This window comes from Streptomyces sp. Da 82-17 (genome assembly GCF_046098215.1).
Taxonomy (GTDB): domain Bacteria; phylum Actinomycetota; class Actinomycetes; order Streptomycetales; family Streptomycetaceae; genus Streptomyces.
In genome coordinates this window covers 59,996-78,163 of the sequence record NZ_JBJURH010000021.1, presented here as the reverse complement: position 1 = coordinate 78,163, position 18,168 = coordinate 59,996, and the positions used below count along the sequence as shown (strand labels likewise).

General features: G+C 71.5%; 19 protein-coding genes and 1 pseudogene. 14 read left to right on the top strand and 6 right to left on the bottom strand.

Annotated features, from left to right (window positions below; all coding sequences use genetic code 11):
- The first annotated feature begins 272 nt into the window (after window positions 1–272).
- From ccrA to pssA, 7 genes are all read left to right on the top strand, one after another.
- Window positions 273–1,610: a crotonyl-CoA carboxylase/reductase gene (gene ccrA / locus ACIDOF_RS29385; RefSeq protein ID WP_409009170.1), complete on the top strand. Its 1,338-nt coding sequence runs from the start codon at window positions 273–275 to the stop codon at window positions 1,608–1,610.
- A gap of 22 nt (window positions 1,611–1,632) precedes the next feature.
- The gene (locus ACIDOF_RS29380; RefSeq protein WP_409009169.1) at window positions 1,633–3,681 is read left to right on the top strand and encodes a protein meaA; all 2,049 of its coding nucleotides are present in this window, start codon (window positions 1,633–1,635) and stop codon (window positions 3,679–3,681) included.
- Complete coding sequence (locus ACIDOF_RS29375) at window positions 3,678–4,643, top strand: HpcH/HpaI aldolase/citrate lyase family protein (protein ID WP_409009168.1); 966 nt, start codon at window positions 3,678–3,680, stop codon at window positions 4,641–4,643. The genes ACIDOF_RS29380 and ACIDOF_RS29375 overlap by 4 nt, the downstream gene beginning before the upstream one ends.
- Window positions 4,644–4,648: 5 nt before the next feature.
- Window positions 4,649–5,161: a MaoC family dehydratase gene (locus ACIDOF_RS29370; RefSeq protein WP_409009167.1), complete on the top strand. Its 513-nt coding sequence runs from the start codon at window positions 4,649–4,651 to the stop codon at window positions 5,159–5,161.
- 3 nt (window positions 5,162–5,164) lie between these two features.
- Window positions 5,165–6,370, top strand: coding sequence for an acyl-CoA dehydrogenase family protein (locus tag ACIDOF_RS29365; protein ID WP_409009166.1), 1,206 nt, complete (start codon window positions 5,165–5,167; stop codon window positions 6,368–6,370).
- A 171-nt stretch (window positions 6,371–6,541) separates the two neighbouring features.
- Window positions 6,542–7,198, top strand: a complete 657-nt coding sequence (locus tag ACIDOF_RS29360) for a phosphatidylserine decarboxylase (RefSeq protein WP_409009165.1) — start codon at window positions 6,542–6,544, stop codon at window positions 7,196–7,198.
- A gap of 58 nt (window positions 7,199–7,256) precedes the next feature.
- Window positions 7,257–8,039 (top strand): CDP-diacylglycerol--serine O-phosphatidyltransferase, encoded by a 783-nt coding sequence (pssA, locus tag ACIDOF_RS29355; protein ID WP_409009242.1) that lies wholly within the window; start codon window positions 7,257–7,259, stop codon window positions 8,037–8,039.
- Between the two features lie 215 nt (window positions 8,040–8,254).
- Here pssA and ACIDOF_RS29350 read toward each other — a convergent pair whose 3' ends face one another.
- From ACIDOF_RS29350 to ACIDOF_RS29340, 3 genes are all read right to left on the bottom strand, one after another.
- A complete protein-coding gene (locus ACIDOF_RS29350; protein ID WP_409009164.1) occupies window positions 8,255–9,433 on the bottom strand; it encodes a glycerate kinase in 1,179 nt (392 codons plus the stop codon).
- 199 nt (window positions 9,434–9,632) lie between these two features.
- Window positions 9,633–10,328 carry a response regulator gene (locus ACIDOF_RS29345; protein ID WP_409009163.1) on the bottom strand — a complete coding sequence of 232 codons (696 nt, stop codon included), beginning with the start codon at window positions 10,326–10,328 and terminating at the stop codon, window positions 9,633–9,635.
- The gene (locus ACIDOF_RS29340) at window positions 10,325–11,410 is read right to left on the bottom strand and encodes a HAMP domain-containing sensor histidine kinase (protein WP_409009162.1); all 1,086 of its coding nucleotides are present in this window, start codon (window positions 11,408–11,410) and stop codon (window positions 10,325–10,327) included. Before ACIDOF_RS29340 ends, ACIDOF_RS29345 begins: the two co-directional genes overlap by 4 nt.
- 344 nt (window positions 11,411–11,754) lie before the next feature.
- Between ACIDOF_RS29340 and ACIDOF_RS29335 the strand changes: the two genes are divergently transcribed.
- The 4 genes and pseudogenes from ACIDOF_RS29335 to ACIDOF_RS29320 all read left to right on the top strand — a co-directional run bounded on the left by ACIDOF_RS29335 (window position 11,755) and on the right by ACIDOF_RS29320 (window position 14,076).
- Window positions 11,755–12,054, top strand: coding sequence for a TraR/DksA family transcriptional regulator (locus tag ACIDOF_RS29335; RefSeq protein WP_409009161.1), 300 nt, complete (start codon window positions 11,755–11,757; stop codon window positions 12,052–12,054).
- A 61-nt stretch (window positions 12,055–12,115) separates the two neighbouring features.
- Window positions 12,116–12,523: a TraR/DksA family transcriptional regulator gene (locus ACIDOF_RS29330; protein WP_409009160.1), complete on the top strand. Its 408-nt coding sequence runs from the start codon at window positions 12,116–12,118 to the stop codon at window positions 12,521–12,523.
- A 104-nt stretch (window positions 12,524–12,627) separates the two neighbouring features.
- Window positions 12,628–13,346 (top strand): annotated as a pseudogene (locus ACIDOF_RS29325) (rod shape-determining protein).
- 85 nt (window positions 13,347–13,431) lie between these two features.
- Window positions 13,432–14,076, top strand: a complete 645-nt coding sequence (locus ACIDOF_RS29320; RefSeq protein WP_409009159.1) for a hypothetical protein — start codon at window positions 13,432–13,434, stop codon at window positions 14,074–14,076.
- A 21-nt stretch (window positions 14,077–14,097) separates the two neighbouring features.
- On the opposite strand, the gene ACIDOF_RS29315 is transcribed toward ACIDOF_RS29320, so the two are convergent.
- Complete coding sequence (locus ACIDOF_RS29315; protein WP_409009158.1) at window positions 14,098–14,310, bottom strand: hypothetical protein; 213 nt, start codon at window positions 14,308–14,310, stop codon at window positions 14,098–14,100.
- Between the two features lie 138 nt (window positions 14,311–14,448).
- Between ACIDOF_RS29315 and ACIDOF_RS29310 the strand changes: the two genes are divergently transcribed.
- Genes ACIDOF_RS29310 through ACIDOF_RS29300 form a run of 3 tightly spaced genes read left to right on the top strand, consistent with a single transcriptional unit; the run spans window position 14,449 to window position 16,897 of the window.
- On the top strand, window positions 14,449–15,618 hold the full coding sequence (locus ACIDOF_RS29310; RefSeq protein ID WP_409009157.1) for an ADP-ribosylglycohydrolase family protein: 1,170 nt from the start codon (window positions 14,449–14,451) through the stop codon (window positions 15,616–15,618).
- A gap of 10 nt (window positions 15,619–15,628) precedes the next feature.
- Window positions 15,629–16,117 (top strand): NUDIX domain-containing protein, encoded by a 489-nt coding sequence (locus tag ACIDOF_RS29305; RefSeq protein WP_409009156.1) that lies wholly within the window; start codon window positions 15,629–15,631, stop codon window positions 16,115–16,117.
- A 42-nt stretch (window positions 16,118–16,159) separates the two neighbouring features.
- On the top strand, window positions 16,160–16,897 hold the full coding sequence (locus ACIDOF_RS29300; protein WP_409009155.1) for a Sir2 family NAD-dependent protein deacetylase: 738 nt from the start codon (window positions 16,160–16,162) through the stop codon (window positions 16,895–16,897).
- Here the strand turns inward: ACIDOF_RS29300 and ACIDOF_RS29295 are convergent.
- Entirely contained in the window at window positions 16,894–17,592 is a 699-nt protein-coding gene (locus ACIDOF_RS29295) for a hypothetical protein (RefSeq protein ID WP_409009154.1), read from the bottom strand. The two genes, ACIDOF_RS29300 and ACIDOF_RS29295, sit on opposite strands and share 4 nt — an antisense overlap.
- A 53-nt stretch (window positions 17,593–17,645) precedes the next feature.
- Window positions 17,646–18,164, bottom strand: a complete 519-nt coding sequence (locus ACIDOF_RS29290) for a methylated-DNA--[protein]-cysteine S-methyltransferase (protein WP_409009153.1) — start codon at window positions 18,162–18,164, stop codon at window positions 17,646–17,648.
- Between the last annotated feature and the right edge of the window lie 4 nt (window positions 18,165–18,168).

Below are 18,168 nucleotides of genomic sequence, written 5' to 3'. Positions count from 1 at the left end.
TGCCTTGTGCACTGGCACCGCGTGTCATACGTTGATCTCAGTCCGGGCGGCCGGCGTGCAGAGATCCTCCGTACGCCGGCTGTCCCAGCAAGCCCCGCACGGGGCTTCGCGCCCGCCCGGACGCCTGCGTCACAGGCACCTCCCGCGCCCACCAGGCGCTCGCCGAGCACCACACCTCCGCCGAACCGACGGCACCACTCTCAGCACCGCTTCACCGCCCCGACGTCCCCTCAAAAGCGTTCCCGTACATGCTTTTCGCCGGAGGAACCCCCGTGAAGGAAATCCTGGACGCGATCCAGTCGCAGACCGCCACGTCCGCCGACTTCGCCAACCTGCCGCTGCCCGACTCGTACCGCGCGATCACCGTCCACAAGGACGAGCAGGAGATGTTCGCCGGGCTCGACAGCCGCGACAAGGACCCGCGCAAGTCGCTCCACCTCGACGACGTCCCCGTGCCCGAACTCGGCCCGGGCGAGGCCCTGGTCGCCGTGATGGCCAGCTCCGTGAACTACAACTCGGTCTGGACCTCGATCTTCGAGCCGCTGTCGACCTTCGCCTTCCTGGAGCGGTACGGCAAGCTCAGCGAGCTCACCAAGCGCCACGACCTGCCGTACCACATCATCGGCTCCGACCTCGCGGGCGTCGTCCTGCGCACCGGCCCCGGCGTGAACGCCTGGAACCCCGGTGACGAGGTCGTCGCGCACTGCCTCTCCGTCGAGCTGGAGTCGTCCGACGGCCACAACGACACGATGCTCGACCCGGAGCAGCGGATCTGGGGCTTCGAGACCAACTTCGGCGGCCTCGCCGAGATCGCCCTGGTCAAGTCCAACCAGCTGATGCCGAAGCCGGACCACCTCAGCTGGGAGGAGGCCGCCGCCCCCGGTCTGGTCAACTCCACCGCCTACCGCCAGCTGGTCTCCCGCAACGGCGCCGGCATGAAGCAGGGCGACAACGTCCTGATCTGGGGCGCGAGCGGCGGACTCGGCAGTTACGCCACGCAGTTCGCGCTCGCCGGCGGCGCCAACCCGATCTGTGTCGTCTCCTCGCCGCAGAAGGCCGACATCTGCCGGGCGATGGGCGCCGAGGCGATCATCGACCGCAACGCCGAGGGCTACAAGTTCTGGAAGGACGAGCGGACCCAGGACCCGAAGGAGTGGAAGCGCTTCGGCAAGCGCATCCGCGAGTTCACCGGCGGCGAGGACATCGACATCGTCTTCGAGCACCCCGGCCGCGAGACCTTCGGCGCCTCCGTCTACGTGACCCGCAAGGGCGGCACGATCACCACCTGCGCCTCGACCTCGGGCTACATGCACGAGTACGACAACCGCTACCTGTGGATGTCCCTGAAGCGCATCATCGGCTCGCACTTCGCCAACTACCGCGAGGCGTGGGAGGCCAACCGCCTGATCGCCAAGGGCAAGATCCACCCCACGCTGTCGAAGACGTACAAGCTGGAGGACACCGGCCAGGCCGCGTACGACGTGCACCGCAACCTCCACCAGGGCAAGGTCGGCGTCCTCGCGCTCGCCCCCGAGGAGGGCCTGGGCGTGCGCGACCACGAGAAGCGCGCCCAGCACATCGACGCCATCAACCGCTTCCGCAACGTCTGAACTCCCCTAGGAGAAGCAGCAGATGACTGAGCGTCAGAAGGACCGGCCGTGGCTCATGCGGACCTACGCCGGTCACTCCACGGCTGAGGCGTCCAACGAGCTGTACCGGCGCAACCTCGCCAAGGGCCAGACGGGTCTGTCGGTCGCCTTCGACCTGCCGACCCAGACGGGCTACGACCCGGACCACGTCCTCGCCCGCGGCGAGGTCGGCCGGGTCGGCGTGCCGGTCTCCCACCTCGGTGACATGCGACGCCTGTTCCAGGACATCCCCCTGGAGCAGATGAACACCTCGATGACCATCAACGCCACCGCCATGTGGCTTCTGGCGCTCTACCAGGTCGTCGCGGAGGAGCAGGGCGCGGACATCGCGACGCTCCAGGGCACGACGCAGAACGACATCGTCAAGGAGTACCTCTCGCGCGGGACGCACGTCTTCCCGCCCGGGCCCTCCCTGCGGCTGACGACCGACATGATCGCCTACACGGTGTCCCACATCCCCAAGTGGAACCCGATCAACATCTGCAGCTACCACCTCCAGGAGGCGGGGGCCACACCGGTCCAGGAGATCGCGTACGCGATGTCCACCGCCATCGCGGTTCTCGATGCCGTACGCGACTCCGGGCAGGTCCCCGAGGAGAAGTTCGGGGACGTCGTGGCCCGCATCTCCTTCTTTGTGAACGCGGGCGTCCGCTTCATCGAGGAGATGTGCAAGATGCGGGCGTTCGGGCGGATCTGGGACCAGATCACGCGCGAGCGATACGGCATCGAGAACGCGAAGCAGCGCCGCTTCCGGTACGGCGTGCAGGTCAACTCCCTCGGCCTGACCGAGGCCCAGCCGGAGAACAACGTCCAGCGCATCGTCCTGGAGATGCTGGCCGTCACGCTCTCCAAGGACGCCCGCGCCCGCGCCGTCCAACTCCCCGCCTGGAACGAGGCGTTGGGCCTGCCGCGGCCCTGGGACCAGCAGTGGTCGCTGCGTATCCAGCAGGTCCTGGCGCACGAGTCCGACCTGCTCGAGTACGAGGACATCTTCGCGGGCTCGCACGTCGTCGAGAAGAAGGTCGACGAGCTGGTCGCCGACTCGCTCGCCGAGATCGACCGGATCCAGGAGATGGGCGGCGCGATGGCCGCCGTCGAGTCCGGCTACCTCAAGTCGCAGCTGGTCTCCTCGCACGCCGAGCGGCGGGCGCGGATCGAGGCCGGCGAGGACAAGATCGTCGGCGTCAACTGCTACGAGTCGACCGAGCCGAACCCGCTCACCGCCGACCTGGACACCGCGATCATGACGGTGGACCACGCGGTGGAGGCGAAGGTGGTCCGGGCGATCGGTGAGTGGCGCACCACGCGTCAGGAGTCGACCGACCGCCAGGGCATGGGCGACCCGTTCCACTGGCCCACCACCCAGCAGGCGCTCGACCGCCTGAAGGAGGCCGCGGCCGGTACGGAGAACCTGATGGAGGCCACCCTGGAGTGCGCCCGCGCCGGGGTCACGACCGGCGAGTGGGCCGGGGCGCTGCGTGAGGTGTTCGGCGAGTTCCGGGCGCCCACCGGCGTCTCGTCGGCGCCGGTCGCGGTGGCCGCCGAGGAGGGCTCCGAACTCGCCCTGGTCCGCGAGAAGGTCCGGCGCACCGGGGACGAACTCGGCGGCAAGCTCCGCCTGTTGGTCGGCAAGCCGGGCCTGGACGGGCACTCCAACGGCGCCGAGCAGATCGCCGTGCGGGCCCGCGACGCCGGGTTCGAGGTGGTCTACCAGGGCATCCGGCTCACCCCGGAGCAGATCGTGTCCGCCGCGCTCGCCGAGGACGTGCACTGCGTCGGCCTGTCGATCCTGTCCGGGTCGCACGCCGAGCTGGTGCCGGACGTGCTCGACCGGCTGCGCGAGGCGGGCGCCACCGACATCCCCGTGATCGTCGGAGGCATCATCCCCAACGCCGACGCCGAGGACCTGAAGCGGGCGGGAGTGGCCGCCGTCTTCACCCCCAAGGACTTCGGCATCACGGAGATCATCGGCCGTATCGTCGACGAGATCCGGCAAGCGAACCAGCTCGACCCTCTGGAGGTCCCCGCATGACCCAGCCTGTGAACCGCCTTCGCCCGCGCCGTTCGTGTCTGGCCGTGCCCGGCTCGAACCCCCGCTTCCTGGAGAAGGCCCAGGGCCTGCCGGCCGACCAGGTCTTCCTCGACCTCGAGGACGCCTGCGCCCCGCTGGCCAAGCCGGAGGCCCGGCACACCATCGTCAAGTTCCTCAACGAGGGCGACTGGACGGGCAAGACGCGGGTCGTGCGCGTCAACGACTGGACCACGGAGTGGACTTACCGCGACGTCGTCACCGTCGTCGAGGGCGCGGGCCAGAACCTCGACTGCATCATGCTGCCGAAGGTGCAGGACGCCCAGCAGATCGTCGCGCTCGACCTGCTGCTCACGCAGATCGAGAAGACCATGGGCTTCGAGGTCGGCAAGATCGGCATCGAGGCGCAGATCGAGAACGCCCAGGGCCTGAACAACGTCAACGAGATCGCGCAGGCCTCCCCGCGCACCGAGACGATCATCTTCGGCCCGGCCGACTTCATGGCGTCCATCAACATGAAGTCCCTGGTCGTGGGCGAGCAGCCGCCCGGCTACCCGGCGGACGCGTACCACTACATCCTGATGAAGATCCTGATGGCCGCCCGCGCCAACAACCTCCAGGCGATCGACGGCCCCTACCTGCAGATCCGCAACGTCGAGGGCTACCGCGAGGTCGCCGGCCGCGCCGCCGCGCTCGGCTTCGACGGCAAGTGGGTGCTGCACCCCGGCCAGGTCGAGGCGTCCAACGAGATCTTCTCGCCGTCCCAGGAGGACTACGACCACGCCGAGTTGATCCTCGACGCGTACGACTACTACACGTCCGAGGCGGGCGGCAAGAAGGGCTCCGCGATGCTCGGCGACGAGATGATCGACGAGGCCAGCCGCAAGATGGCCCTGGTCATCTCCGGCAAGGGCCGGGCCGCCGGCATGACCCGTACGTCCAAGTTCGAAGCCCCGGAGGCCTGAGCAGCATGCAGTTCGGACGCACCTACGAGGAGTTCGAGGTCGGGGCGGTCTACAAGCACTGGCCCGGGAAGACGGTCACCGAGTACGACGACCACCTCTTCTGCCTCCTCACCATGAACCACCACCCGCTCCACATGGACGTGAACTACGCGGAGCAGACGACCGACTTCGGCAAGAACGTCGTCGTCGGGAACTACATCTACTCGCTGCTCCTCGGCATGTCCGTCCCGGACGTCTCCGGCAAGGCCATCGCCAACCTGGAGATCGAGTCGCTCAAGCACGTGGCGCCGACCTTCCACGGCGACACCATCTACGGCGAGACGACGGTCCTCGACAAGACCCCGTCGAGGTCGAAGAGCGACCGCGGCATCGTGTACGTCGAGACCAAGGGCTACAAGCAGGACGGCACCCTGGTCTGCGTCTTCCGCCGCAAGGTCATGGTCCCGACCGAGACGTACATCAAGGAGCGCGGCGGCGAGCAGCCCGGCCGCCCCGAGCTGAAGACCCAGGAGAAGTAAGCGATGAGCCGACTCGCACAGACCGCAGGTCTCACGGACGTTCAGCAGGAGATCCTGTCCACCGTCCGGGACTTCGTCGACAAGGAGATCATTCCGGTCGCGACGGAGCTGGAGCACCGGGACGAGTACCCGCAGCAGATCGTGGACGGCCTCAAGGAGTTGGGCCTCTTCGGCCTGATGATCCCCGAGGAGTACGGCGGTCTGGGCGAGTCGTTGCTCACGTACGCGCTGTGCGTGGAGGAGATCGCGCGCGGCTGGATGTCCGTGTCCGGGATCATCAACACCCACTTCATCGTGGCGTACATGCTCAAGCAGCACGGCACGCAGGAGCAGAAGGACACGTTCCTGCCGCGGATGGCGGCCGGCGAGGTGCGGGGCGCGTTCTCGATGTCGGAGCCGGGTCTCGGCTCGGACGTGTCGGCGATCACGTCGAAGGGCGTGAAGGACGGCGACGAGTACGTCCTGAACGGTCAGAAGATGTGGCTGACGAACGGTGGTTCGTCGACGCTCGTGGCCGTTCTCTGCCGAAGTGACGAAGGCCACCCCGAGGGCACGGCCCCGCACAAGTCGATGACGACCTTCCTCGTCGAGAAGGAGCCCGGCTTCGGCGAGGTCCGTCCCGGACTCACCATTCCCGGCAAGATCGACAAAATGGGATACAAGGGGGTGGACACCACCGAACTGGTCATGCAGGACCTGCGAGTTCCGGCCAATCGCGTGCTCGGTGGGACCACCGGCCGAGGGTTTTACCAAATGATGGACGGCGTCGAGGTCGGCCGCGTGAATGTCGCTGCCCGTGGCTGCGGAGTCGCTCAGCGTGCATTTGAGTTGGGTGTCTCATACGCCCAACAACGTCACACTTTCGGCAAGCCGATCGCCCAGCACCAGGCGATTCAGTTCAAGCTGGCCGAGATGGCGACCAAGGTCGAGGCGGCGCATGCGATGATGGTGAACGCAGCACGCAAAAAGGACTCCGGGGAGCGAAACGACCTCGAGGCAGGGATGGCGAAGTACCTCGCCTCCGAATACTGCAAAGAAGTCGTGGAGGACGCGTTCCGTATCCATGGCGGATATGGCTTCTCGAAGGAGTACGAGATCGAGCGTCTCTACCGGGAGGCCCCGATGCTGCTGATCGGCGAAGGTACCGCCGAGATCCAGAAAATGATCATTGGTCGTCGACTGCTCGAAGAGTATCGATTCCAGGGCTGATTGTCCTTTTCGGGGTGTTTTCTTCGGGAGGAAGATCACACCCCGTCAACACTCTTCGGCGGCCGACTCGGCTTCCTGGCTTGCCCAGTTGCGGCTCGCAACCGATAGCATCCCCGGAAAAGCCGCCGTCCCCCGTCACTTGCGCGGCATCATCCGCTACGAAGGTCATCCATGCCCCACAGCCAAACCTCTGCACCACGCGACGGCCTCCTCGGCGGTCGCCTTGCTCGCGGAGCATCGCCGTGGCTCCTGCCGACCGTCGCCACCGCGGCACTCAGCCTGGCCCGTGCGCGACGCTCCGGCGCCGCCAAGGCCGTCGCCGTACCCGCCACCGCGCTCGCGGCGGGCATGCTGTGGTTCTTCCGCGACCCCGAGCGTGAGATCGCCCAGGGCCGGGTCATCTCCCCGGCCGACGGTGTGGTGCAGAGCATCATGCCGTGGAAGGACGGACGCACCCGCGTCGCGATCTTCATGAGCCCGCTGAACGTCCACGTCAACCGCGCGCCCCTCGCGGGCACGGTGACGTCCGTGGAGCACATCCCCGGCGGGTTCGTCCCGGCGTTCAACAAGGAGAGCGAGAACAACGAGCGCGTTGTCTGGCACTTCGACACCGAGCTCGGCGACATCGAGATGGTGCAGATCGCCGGCGCCGTGGCCCGGCGCATCGTGCCCTACATCCCGCAGGGCACGAAGGTGGAGCAGGGCGAGCGGATCGGCCTGATCCGCTTCGGCTCGCGCGTCGACATCTACCTCCCGGAGGGCGTCGACGTGGCTGTCGAGGTCGGTCAGAAGACCGTGGCTGGGGTGACTCGCATTGACCGTGATTGATCCAGAGACACAGGCCGGGTGGGTTCCCGAGGCCGACGAGGACGACTCCGAGGAAGAGATGCCGCTCTCACTGCGGCTCTCGATAGCGGACACCCTCACCCTCGGGAACGCCACCTGCGGCTTCATGGCGGTGTACTTCACCACCACCGGCATCCTGATCCCGCACCTCACCGGCAGTGACGAGTCGGGCATGGCCCGTCACAGTGCGGCGACGGCCGTGATCCTGATGCTGTGCGCCGCGGTCTTCGACCTGTTCGACGGCCTCGTCGCCCGCAAGCTGCGCTCGTCGCCGATGGGCGCGGAGCTGGACAACCTCTCGGACCTGATCAGCTTCGGCCTGGCGCCGGCGTACTTCGTGCTCGTCTACGGCATGGTCGCCGACGACGCGCACCAGCGGGTCGCGGCGGTGGGCGCGATCGTGGTGCTGTTGGCGGTGGTGCTGCGGCTTGCCCGCTTCTCGTGCGTCACCGTGAAGGACGGCACCTTCCAGGGCATGCCCTCGCCGTTCGGTGCGCTGACGGTCGTGTCGATCGTGCTCCTGGAGCTGCCGTTCGTGGCGACGCTCCTCGCGATCATCGGGACGGCGTGGCTGATGGTCTCGCGGGTCGAGTACCCGAAGCCGCGCGGGCGGCTCGCCGTGGCGATGCTGTCGTGGATCGTGCTGAGCATGGGGCTGCTCGCGGCCTGGGCGTTCGACGCCCCCGGCGGTCAGCTGCTGCTGCAGACGGGGTGTGCGCTGCAGCTGGTGCTCGGCGCGGTGATTCCGCTGTTCGCGACGGCTCGGCGGGTGAACAACTTCCGCGACAACCGGCGCGAGGCCCGGGCGGCACAGCTGCCGTAGCCTTTCGCCTCCGCGGCACGTGAAGGGGCCGGAACCCGTGTGGGTTCCGGCCCCTTCTGCTTTTTCCCCTCCCCGCCCCTTCCCGAACTGGGGCTCCGCCCCAGACCCCGCTCCTCAAACGCCGGAGGGGCTGAATCGGGCCCCTTCAGGGGCGCGGGGAACTGCGCGACCAGCCACGACGGCGCGGCAGACGAACGACGGACGCCGCGGAAACCTCAGCCCGCGACGAGCTGCTCCTGGCCGATCAGCTCGCCCACCTGCTCCAGGATCGGGCCCGCCTCGGCCATGCACCGGGCGACGTCCGACTCGACCAGGCTCAGCGGGTACGCCTTCGAGATCCCCGCCCCCGCAAGCGCCTCCTCGGAGAGCTTGAGGCGGCCGCAGACCGCCACGACCGGCACGCCCGCCGCCCGCGCCGCCGCCGCGACGCCCGCCGGGGCCTTGCCGTGCAGGGTCTGCTCGTCGAGCGAGCCCTCGCCCGTGATGACGAGGTCGGCCCGCTCAAGGGCCGGGCCGAAGCCGAGGACGTCCAGCATCACGTCGATCCCGGCCCGGAACCGCGCGCCGAGCCCGACGAGCGCCCCGTACCCGATACCGCCCGCCGCACCCGCGCCCGGCGCCTTCGCGTGCTCCGCCGCCTTCGGGCCGACGGCCTTCTCCAGGACCAGGGCGAAGTGCGCGAGGGCCGCGTCCAGGGTGGCGACGTCCTGCGGCGTCGCGCCCTTCTGCGGCCCGTACACCGCCGGGGCGCCCTTCGGGCCCGTCAGCGGGTTGTCGACGTCGCTGGCGAGGATCAGGTCGACGTCGGCGAAGCGCGGGTCGAGGCCGGAGAGGTCGGCCGAGGCCAGGTCGCGCAGCGGGCCGCCGCCGGGGCCGACGGGCTCGCCGTCCGCGTCGAGGAACGTCGCGCCGAGCGCGGCCAGCATGCCCGCGCCGCCGTCCGTGGTCGCACTGCCGCCGACGCCGAACACGATCGTGCGGGCCCCGGCGTCGAGCGCTGCGCGCAGCAGCTCGCCGGAGCCGTACGTGGTGGCGGTGAGCGGGGCGAAGACGCCCTCGGGGAGCAGCTGGAGACCGGAGGCCTCGGCCATCTCGACGACGGCGGTGTCGCCGCGCAGCGCGTACGCCGCCGTGACCTCCGTGCCGAGCGGGCCCGTGACCGTGAGCTCGCGGCGCTCGAAGCCGCCCGCGACGGCCGCCGCGACCGTGCCGTCGCCGCCGTCGGCGACCGGCAGGGACTCGACCTGCGCCTCGGGGTCGACCCGGCGCAGCCCGGCCGTCACCCGCTGGGCGACCTGCACGGCCGTCAGCGAGCCCTTGAACTTGTCCGCGGCAATCAGCACGCGTCGCGCCTGCGCGCGTTCCGTCTCCGCCGTCACTGCAGCGTCCGCCACCTTGGATCCCCTTGCTTTCCGGGCCTTGCTCGCGTCAAGGCAGTCGCGCCGCTGAGACCCTATCCCCAGGTGGGGCTCCCTGCCCATGGCCGCCCGTACGCCGAGACGGTCCGGCGGGTGGACATGGGCAGTCATGTCCGTATATCTGCGGGCGGGCTCGGCGGGATTTGATCGATCAGTGCGGGGCCCGGGGCGCGGGTCAGGGTTCGATCAGGCCTACGCGGATCGCGTACCGCGTGAGTTCCAGGCGGTCCCGCAGGCCCAGTTTGTGCAGCAGGTTGGCGCGGTGGCGCTGGACGGTCTTGATGCTGATGAACAGCAGGTCGGCGATCTGCTGGGAGGAGTGTCCCTCGGCCACCAGCTTGAGGACCTCCTCCTCGCGCGGGGTGAGGATCTCGTCGGCGGTCCCCTCGCTGTGCCGGGCCAGGTCCAGGTAGTTCCGGATCAGGGCGGTGACCGCGCCCGGGTAGAGGAACGGCTCGTCGCGCATGGCGGCGCGGCAGGCCTCGACGAGGTCGCGGTCGGCGACGGACTTCAGGACGTACCCGCTGGCCCCGGCCTTCAGGGCCTGGAAGAAGTACTGCTCGTTGTCGTGCATCGTCAGGATCAGGATGCGCAGGCCCGGCTTGAGCCCGGCGAGTTCACGGGCGGCCTGCAGGCCCGTCATCCGGGGCATGGCGATGTCGAGGACTGCCAGGTCGATGTCCTGGCCGCGCGCCTGCTCGATCGCCTCCGCCCCGTCGCCCGCCTCGGCGACCACGTCGAGGTCCGGCTCCCGGTCGAGGATGAGCCGCACCCCGCGCCGCACGAGGGCGTGGTCGTCGGCCAGCAGGACCCGGACGGGGGCTGGGGCGGGGGCGGCGCCCGGGGCAGCGGCAGAGGCGGGGGCGGTCATGTGGAGACCTGCTTTCCGGGGAGCGGGTTCGAGCCGGGGAGCGGCTTCTCGCTCGGGAGCGGCTTCGCGTCGAGGAGCGGCTCCGCGCCCGGGAGAGGCTTCTCGCCGGGGAGCAGGTTGTCGCTCTGGAGGGGCTTTCTGTCCGGGAGCGGTACGCGGAGTTCGACGCGGGTTCCGGCGCCGGGCGCCGACGTGATGTCCAGGGCGGCCCCGATGAGCAGGGCGCGCTCGCGCATGCCGAGGATGCCGGCGCCCTCGCGCGGGGCCTTGACGCCGCAGCCGTCGTCGGCGACCGCGAGGTCCACGCCGGTGGCGGTGCGGCGCAGGGTGACGGTGACGCGGGCGGCGTCCGCGTGGCGGGCGGCGTTGGTCAGCGACTCCTGGGCGACGCGGTAGAGGACGAGTTCGGCGCCCGGCTCCAGGGTGGGCAGGTCGGCGTCGAAGCGGCGGGTGACGGTCAGCCCGGCGTGCACCGCGAAGTCCTCGGTGAGCGAGGTGAGCGCGCTGACCAGGCCCAGGTCGTCGAGGACGCCCGGGCGGAGCCTGCGTACCAGCCGCCGTACCTCGTCCAGGCTCTCCCGGGTGATCTCCTGGATCTCCTGCAGATCGTCGCGCAGCGGCCCCGGCGCGTCGTCGGCGGTGCGCTTGAGGCCGAGGAGGATCGCGGTCATGGTCTGCCCCACCTCGTCGTGCAACTCCTGGGCGATACGGCGGCGTTCGGCCTCCTGGGCGAGCAGGGCGCGGCCGCTGCTGGCGGCCCGTTCCTGTTCGAGCCGCTCCAGCATGGCGTTGAAGGTGCGGATCACCTCGGCGACCTCGCCGCGGCTCTCGTCGGGCAGCCGCTGTCCGGGCCGCAGCAGGTCGACGGTGGCCATGAGCCGGGTCAGGCGGTCCAGCGGGGCGAGGCCCCAGCGGAGCAGGGCGGCGTTGGCGACCAGCATCACGCCGAGGCCGCCGACGAGGATGACGGCCTCGGTCAGCAGCACCGGCACCGAGACGGTCACGGGCGCCCACAGCAGCAGGGCCGTCGCGGCGCCGAGGACGACGGCGTTGAGGGCGAAGATCCGCCAGAACAGGGACACCGGCGTCCCGCCTCCTTCTGAGAAACGGCTTGCCTCGAACGGTCGGGCGTCACGAGTCCCAGACGAGCTGCCGCACTTGGTGCGGCCAGCCTGCCCACCGTGCCCGGGCCGTGTCGATGGGTGCCAGGCCCCATTTCCGTACCGTCGCCCTGCCCACGCGTCGGCGGTGTGCACTGTGCGACCCGTCGGAAATGGGGTCCGTGACCGATGGGGTTTCCCGCGGAAGTCGATCAGGGTGGGGGCACGGCCGAGGGCGCGTGTCTCCCGTGACGAGCCCGCGGCCGTGCCCCGCATCCGCTCTTCCTCCCCGTGGGTCGGTGACCCACCGCAGAAAGCGAGTCGTCGTGTCTGTCGATGTCTCCCGCACCGATGTGCGGCAGCGCCTGGAGCACGCCCGGAACAGCCGGTTGACGCAGTTGCAGGCCCTCGTCGAGTCCGGGCAGAGCGCGGACGACCAGCCGGCGGCCACTCAACGGAGCGCCATCGAGGGCGTGTTGAAGGAGATCGACGGCGCCTTCGCCCGCGTCGAGAACGGCACGTACGGCACCTGTCTCGGCTGCGGCAAGGCCGTGCCGGCGGAGCGCCTGGAGATCCTGCCGTACACGCCCTACTGCGTCGCCTGCCAGGGCCGCGCCGCCGGCTGACCGCCGCCATCCCCCGTCCCCCGTCCCCCCATCCCCACCCATCGCTCGGCCCGAAGGGGCAGTGGTGACCCACCAGACCATCACCGACCAGCCGTCACACCTCTCGGCGGCGGACCTCGTCGCGCTGCGCCGCAACCTCGACGAGCAGCGCCGGTTCCGGCAGCGACAGCTGCGGCAGCTCACCGCCGACTGCGCCCCGTCCCGCGGCCGGGCAGCCGCCCAGGCCGAGGCCGACGTCCGGCTCGCTGCCTGCGCCCGCATGGTCCTCGCCGACGTCGAGGCCGCTCTGACGCGGATGTACGCGGGCGAGTACGGCAGTTGCCCGCTGTGCCGCCGACCGATCGCGCGGCAACGCCTGCTGGTCGTGCCGCAGGCCCGGTACTGCGGGCCGTGCCAGCAGCTCGGGCACGGCGGGCGGGCCTCGGTGGGCGAGCCGGTCGGAGACCGTGGCCTGGAGGCACTGCCGTGACGGCGGCGGCCGCTTCCGCCGGGCACCGCCCGCGTCCCGCCCCGGCCCGGCGCCCGCAGTCGCCCTGGCCGCTGGGGCTGCGCCGGTGCGGGATCGCGCTGGACATGGGCAGCGCGCGTACGCGCGTCTGGGTGGCCGGACGGGGCTGCTGCTCGACGTGCCCACGATGGCCTTCGGGAGCGACACCCTGTACCCGATCCAGCGCGGCACCATCATCGACACCGCCGGGTGCGCGCGGATGCTGCAGCGTCTGATCGCCGACCGGCTGCCCCGGTTCGCCCGGCCGCTGGTCGTCGTCACGACCCCCGTCCTTGACGGGCCGGCCTACCGCAGCGCCGCCCGCGCGGCCGTGCACGTGCTGCGGCCGTACCGGGTGCTCACCGTGCCCGCCGCGCGGGCCGTCGCCCTCGCGGCGGGCGCCGACCTGACCCGGCCGGCGCTCGTCCTGGACGTCGGGGCGCATCTGACCGAGGTCGTGCTGCTCGCCGACACCGGCGGGGTCGACGCGCGCCGCACCGCCCTGGGCACCGTCGACCTCGACTCCTCCTCCCCCGCGCGGATCGGCGAGGCCGTCGCGGACATGGTGGCGGCGATGCTGCGCCAGGACCGCACCGGCCTCACCGCACGCGCCCTGCGCCGCGGTCCCCTCGTGGCGGGCGGCGGACTCCTGCGTCCCGAGGTCACGGACGCGCTCGCCGGGCGCCTCGACGCCCCGCTGCGCCGGGTGCCGACCCCGCACACCGCCGCCGTCCGCGGCGCCGCCGCACTCCTGCAGGCCACCCACGGCCGCCGCACGCCCCCCGCGACCGGCCACCTCGGCTAGCCCCACCTCGTACGCCCCCGGCCCCGCACGCCGCCTTCGTACGAGGGCACGCGCGCGGGAGCATCCCGACCCAAGGAGGACTCCCATGGCCCGAGGCATCCCGTTCGCGCAGCCTCCGCCGGAGCAGGGGCCTCCGTCTCAACGCCGGGCGCGGGTGCGGCTGTTGTGGGCGCTGCGCCGCAATCCGCTGCGGCGGCGCAGCGACGTGCTGCGGGCCTGGGTCGGCCTGGCCGTGCTGCTCGCCGTCGCGGTCGCCGCCCCCGCCGCGGCGGTCCTGTCCGCGGACCTCGCCCGCCGCCACTACACCCGCGTCGCACACGAGCAGGCCGCCACCGGGCACGAGACGACGGCCGTCCTCCTGCACGACTCCCCCGGCCACCCCGAGCCGGGTTCCGCCGAGGCCGACGAGGCCCGCTACCCGGTCGAGGTCCGCTTCACCGACCCGCACGGCCGGGTCCGCACCGCGCAGGCCGACGTCCTGCCGCACCTGTCGACGGGCAGCAGGGTCCAGGTCTGGGCGGCCGCCGACGGCACGCTCGCGGACCCGCCGCCGACCGCCGCCGAGATCGCCAACCGCAGCAAGGGGTGCGCCGTGATCGCGGTGCTGGCCGTGCACCTCACCGGCGGCCTCGTCTACGGCGTGACCCACCGCCTGGTGCAGCGCCGCAACCTCGCCGCCTGGGAAGCGGCCTGGGCGAGGACGGCCGCCCGCTGGACCAACTCCCCCTGAAATCCGTCCGGTTGTGGCGTCTCAGTCGGCGGCTGCCGCGCTGGAGTCGTACATCTGGTGGACCGTGCGGCTGCCCGGGCCGTCGGGGATGCTGACGTGCTCGTAGACGTCCTCGAGGAGGTCGATGTCGCCGACGCGGACGAGCGCGGCTCCCTCGTCGGCGGCTTGGGCGTGCGCCGTGAGGGAGCAGGCTCCGAGGACGGCGGCGGCGAAGAGGGTCGTACGACGCTTCATCTGGCACTCCGGGATCGCGGGGTCGGGCGGGATCGAAGGGGGCAGAACCGGTCGACGGCCTCCAGAACCTCTCACGGTCCGCGTCGGCACGGCCGCGTTGACCGGGCGGGCGGACCGGAATTTCGGTAGACCGGACGCATGACCCAAGGAGCCGGCATCCCATCGACGCGCCCGACAGGCCTCGGCACCCCTCCGACAGGTCCCGCGGGTCCGGCAGTCCTCACGGACGCCGCGCTCGCCGACCGGATCCACGGCGGCTGGCTCGGCCGGATCGCGGGCAACATGCTCGGCAAGCCGGTCGAGCAGGGCGAGATCTGGACGCGGCAGCGCATCGACCGCTATCTGCGGCGGGCCGGCGCCCTGCCGCTCACCGACTATCTGCCCGAGCCGGCCGACCCCGCCGACGAGGCCGATCTGCGGCCCGAGTGGCGCTCCTGCGTGCGCGGCCGGATCGACGGCAGCTGCCGGGACGACGACGTGGACTACACGATCCTCGGCCTCGACCTGCTCACCGCGCACGGCTTCGGCTTCACGACCGAGCAGGTCGGCGAGCTGTGGCTGCTGCGGCTGCCGTATCTGCAGACGTTCACCGCGGAGCGGGTCGCGTACCGGAATCTCGCGGACGGGCTGCGGCCGCCGCTGACCGCGACCCGCGACAACCCCTACCAGGAGTGGATCGGGGCGCTGATCCGCGCCGACATCTTCGGCCTGACCAGCCCCGGGCAGCCGCGCCGGGCGGCCGCGCTGGCCCGCAAGGACGCGGTGCTCTCGCACACCGGGAACGGGGTGTACGGGGCGATGTGGGCGGCGGCGCTCGTGGCGGCCGCGTTCACGGCGCGCGATCCGCGGGCGGCCCTGGAGGCGGCGCAGGGTGTGATCCCGGCGAGCAGCCGGCTCGCGCGCACGGTGCGGCAGGTGCTGTCGCTGCACACGGCGGGCCTGGACTGGTCGGGGACGCTCGACGCGGTCGGGCAGGACACGGCGCGGTTCGGCTGGATCCACACGATCCCGAACGCGGCGGTGATCGCGGCCGGACTCCTGTACGGGGACGGGGACTTCAGCCGGACCATCGCGCTGACCGTGCGCGGCGGGCTCGACACGGACTCCAACGGCGCCACGGCGGGCGCGGTCGCGGGCGTGCGGTGCGGGGCGGGCGCGCTGCCGCCGCAGTGGACGGCGCCGCTCGGGGACCGGGTGCGCAGCGCCGTGTTCGGCCGGGACGGCGCGCGGATCAGCGAACTTGCCGCGGAGACAGTGCAGTTGGCGCGGGCGGCGGACCGGGAGCAGGACGAGCCGGACGGCGGTTAGGCTCGGCGGTGTGACTGCCGATTTCGCCACGTACATCGCCGGGCTGCCGAAGATCCTCGCCGGCGCCGCCGTCCTGTTCCGCGACGACGAGGGCCGGGTGCTGCTCCTGGAGCCCAACTACCGGGAGGGCTGGGCGCTGCCCGGCGGCACGATCGAGTCGGACGACGGCGAGACCCCGCGGGAGGCGGCCCGCCGCGAGACGGTCGAGGAGATCGGGCTCGACATCGTGCCGGGCGCCCTCCTCGCGATCGACTGGGTCCCGGGCCCGGGCCGCCCGCCGATCGCCTCGTACCTGTACGACGGCGGCGTCCTGTCCGGCGCGCAGCTGGACGCGCTGGTGCTGCAGGAGGAGGAGCTGGACTCCTGGCGTCTGGTCGCGCCCGCGGACCTGGACGCGTACGGGCCGCCGTGGCTGGTCCTCCGCGTACGGGCCGCGCTGGCCGCGCTCGCGTCCGGGACGGGGCCGGCGGAGCTGGTGGAGGGGCTGCCCGCGGCGTGAATCCGCTCGCGGCGCGCGGGGGTCGCTGCGTACGCTCGGCGCATGAGCAGCAAGCCGCTTGTCGCCGTGTTGAGCGGGGCCGGGATCTCCACCGACTCCGGAATTCCGGACTATCGCGGCCCGCAGGGGCTCTGGCGCCGCGACCCGGAGGCGCAGAAGCTCGTCGAGTACGAGTCGTACGTCTCCGATCCGGAGATCCGCCGGCGGTCCTGGCAGATGCGGCGCGCGAACCGCACCCTGCAGGCCGAGCCGAACGCCGCGCACCTCGCGATCACCGAGCTCGAACGGTCGGGGGTGCCGGTGCGGGTGATCACGCAGAACGTGGACGGGCTGCACCAGCGGGCCGGTCTGCCCGAGCGCAAGGTGCTCGAACTGCACGGCAGCGCACGGTCGGTGGTGTGCGTGGCGTGCGGGGTGCGGTCGTCGATGGCGGACGCGCTCGCGCGGGTCGAGGCCGGTGAGGCGGATCCCGCTTGCCTGGTGTGCGGCGGCATCCTGAAGTCGGCGACGGTGATGTTCGGCGAGCGTCTGGACCCGGAGGTGCTCGGCGCCGCGATGGCCGTCGCGAAGGGGTGCGACCTGTTCTTCGCGGTCGGCACGAGCCTGCAGGTGCAGCCGGCGGCGTCCCTGGTGGGGCTGGCCGTGGAGCACGGGGCGCGACTCGTCATCGTCAACGCGGAGGCGACGCCGTACGACGAGCTGGCGGCGGAGGTCGTCCGCGAGCCGATCGGGACGGCGTTGCCGGGCTTGTTGGCGGGGGTCTCCGGGACGGCCGGCTAGTCCTTCTTGTCGTCCCAGGAGTCGCCGAGTGCCCCGTCGTGGCTCTTCAGCAGGGCGACGAGTGCGGCGGTGACGCGCGGGTCCCACCAGTCGGCCTTGACGTGCAGGTGGCCGCCGTTCCAGTCGAGGACGGTCTGCCCGTCCAGGTCCCACTTCGTGCGGTACGGCATCTGCGCGCCGGGACCGCCGCCGCCGAGGAGCCCGCCCACGGCGATCAGGACCTGCAGCGGCAGGATGAGCCACCACACGACCCACCCGAAGACCTGTCCCTTGTGTCCGACGACGGCCGGCCCGCCCGTCTGCTGCACGGTCCAGCGGGTCCTGGTCCCGTTGTCGAAGGCCTTCTCGCGCATGACGACCGCCAGCGGCTCGCCCGCCGCGCCGAGGATCTCGTACGTCGAAGTCCCGCCCTTGGAGGCCGACTTGGTGACCACGTGGGCGAGGGCCTGTTGTCGGTACCGGTCGGCCCACAGGGTGAACGACCGCGTGCCCTCGGCGCGAGCGGCACGGTACTGCTCGACCCCGCCGGGCGGCAGCGTCCGTTCCGGGAAGGCGTACGGCTCGGACTGGGCGCGGGCCTCCGTGCCGGCGGCGGCGATGTGGATCCGGCGGCGCACGCCTCCGTCCCGCTGGTCGTAGGGTCCGGCCTTTTCGTTCTTCGCGGCCGGCTCCCGCAGCCACACCGTCGTCGTCATCGCCTGCTCTTCCACGCTCAGTTGGGACTCTCGGGCCGGACCCTACCCCGCGCTCAGAACAGCGCCCCCGCCACCCCGCCCCGCTCCAGATCGAGCAGCCTCCGCTTGCGGTCGAGGCCGCCGCCGTACCCCGTGAGGCTGCCGTTCGCTCCGACCACGCGGTGGCAGGGGACGACGATGCCGACGGGGTTCTTGCCGTTGGCGAGGCCCACCGCGCGGGAGGCCTGCGGGCGGCCGAGCTCGGCGGCCAGCTCGCCGTACGTGCGGGTCTCGCCGTACGGGATGGCCAACAGGCCCGCCCAGACCTCGCGTTGGAAGGGCGTGCCCTGGAGGCTGAGCGGCAGGTCGAAGGTGTGACGCTCGCCCGCGAAGTACTCCCCGAGCTGGCGGGCCGCTTCGGCGAAGGGGTCCTCGTCGGGTGCGACGCGGGCGCCGAAGTTCTCCTCGGGCGGGCGGTGGCGCTGGTCCGTCATGTAGAGCCCGGACAGCGCGCCGTCGGTGGCGACGAGGGTGAGCGGGCCGTACGGGCTGTCGACAACCGTGTGCGTACGTACGGTAGTTGTGGCCGTCATCGCG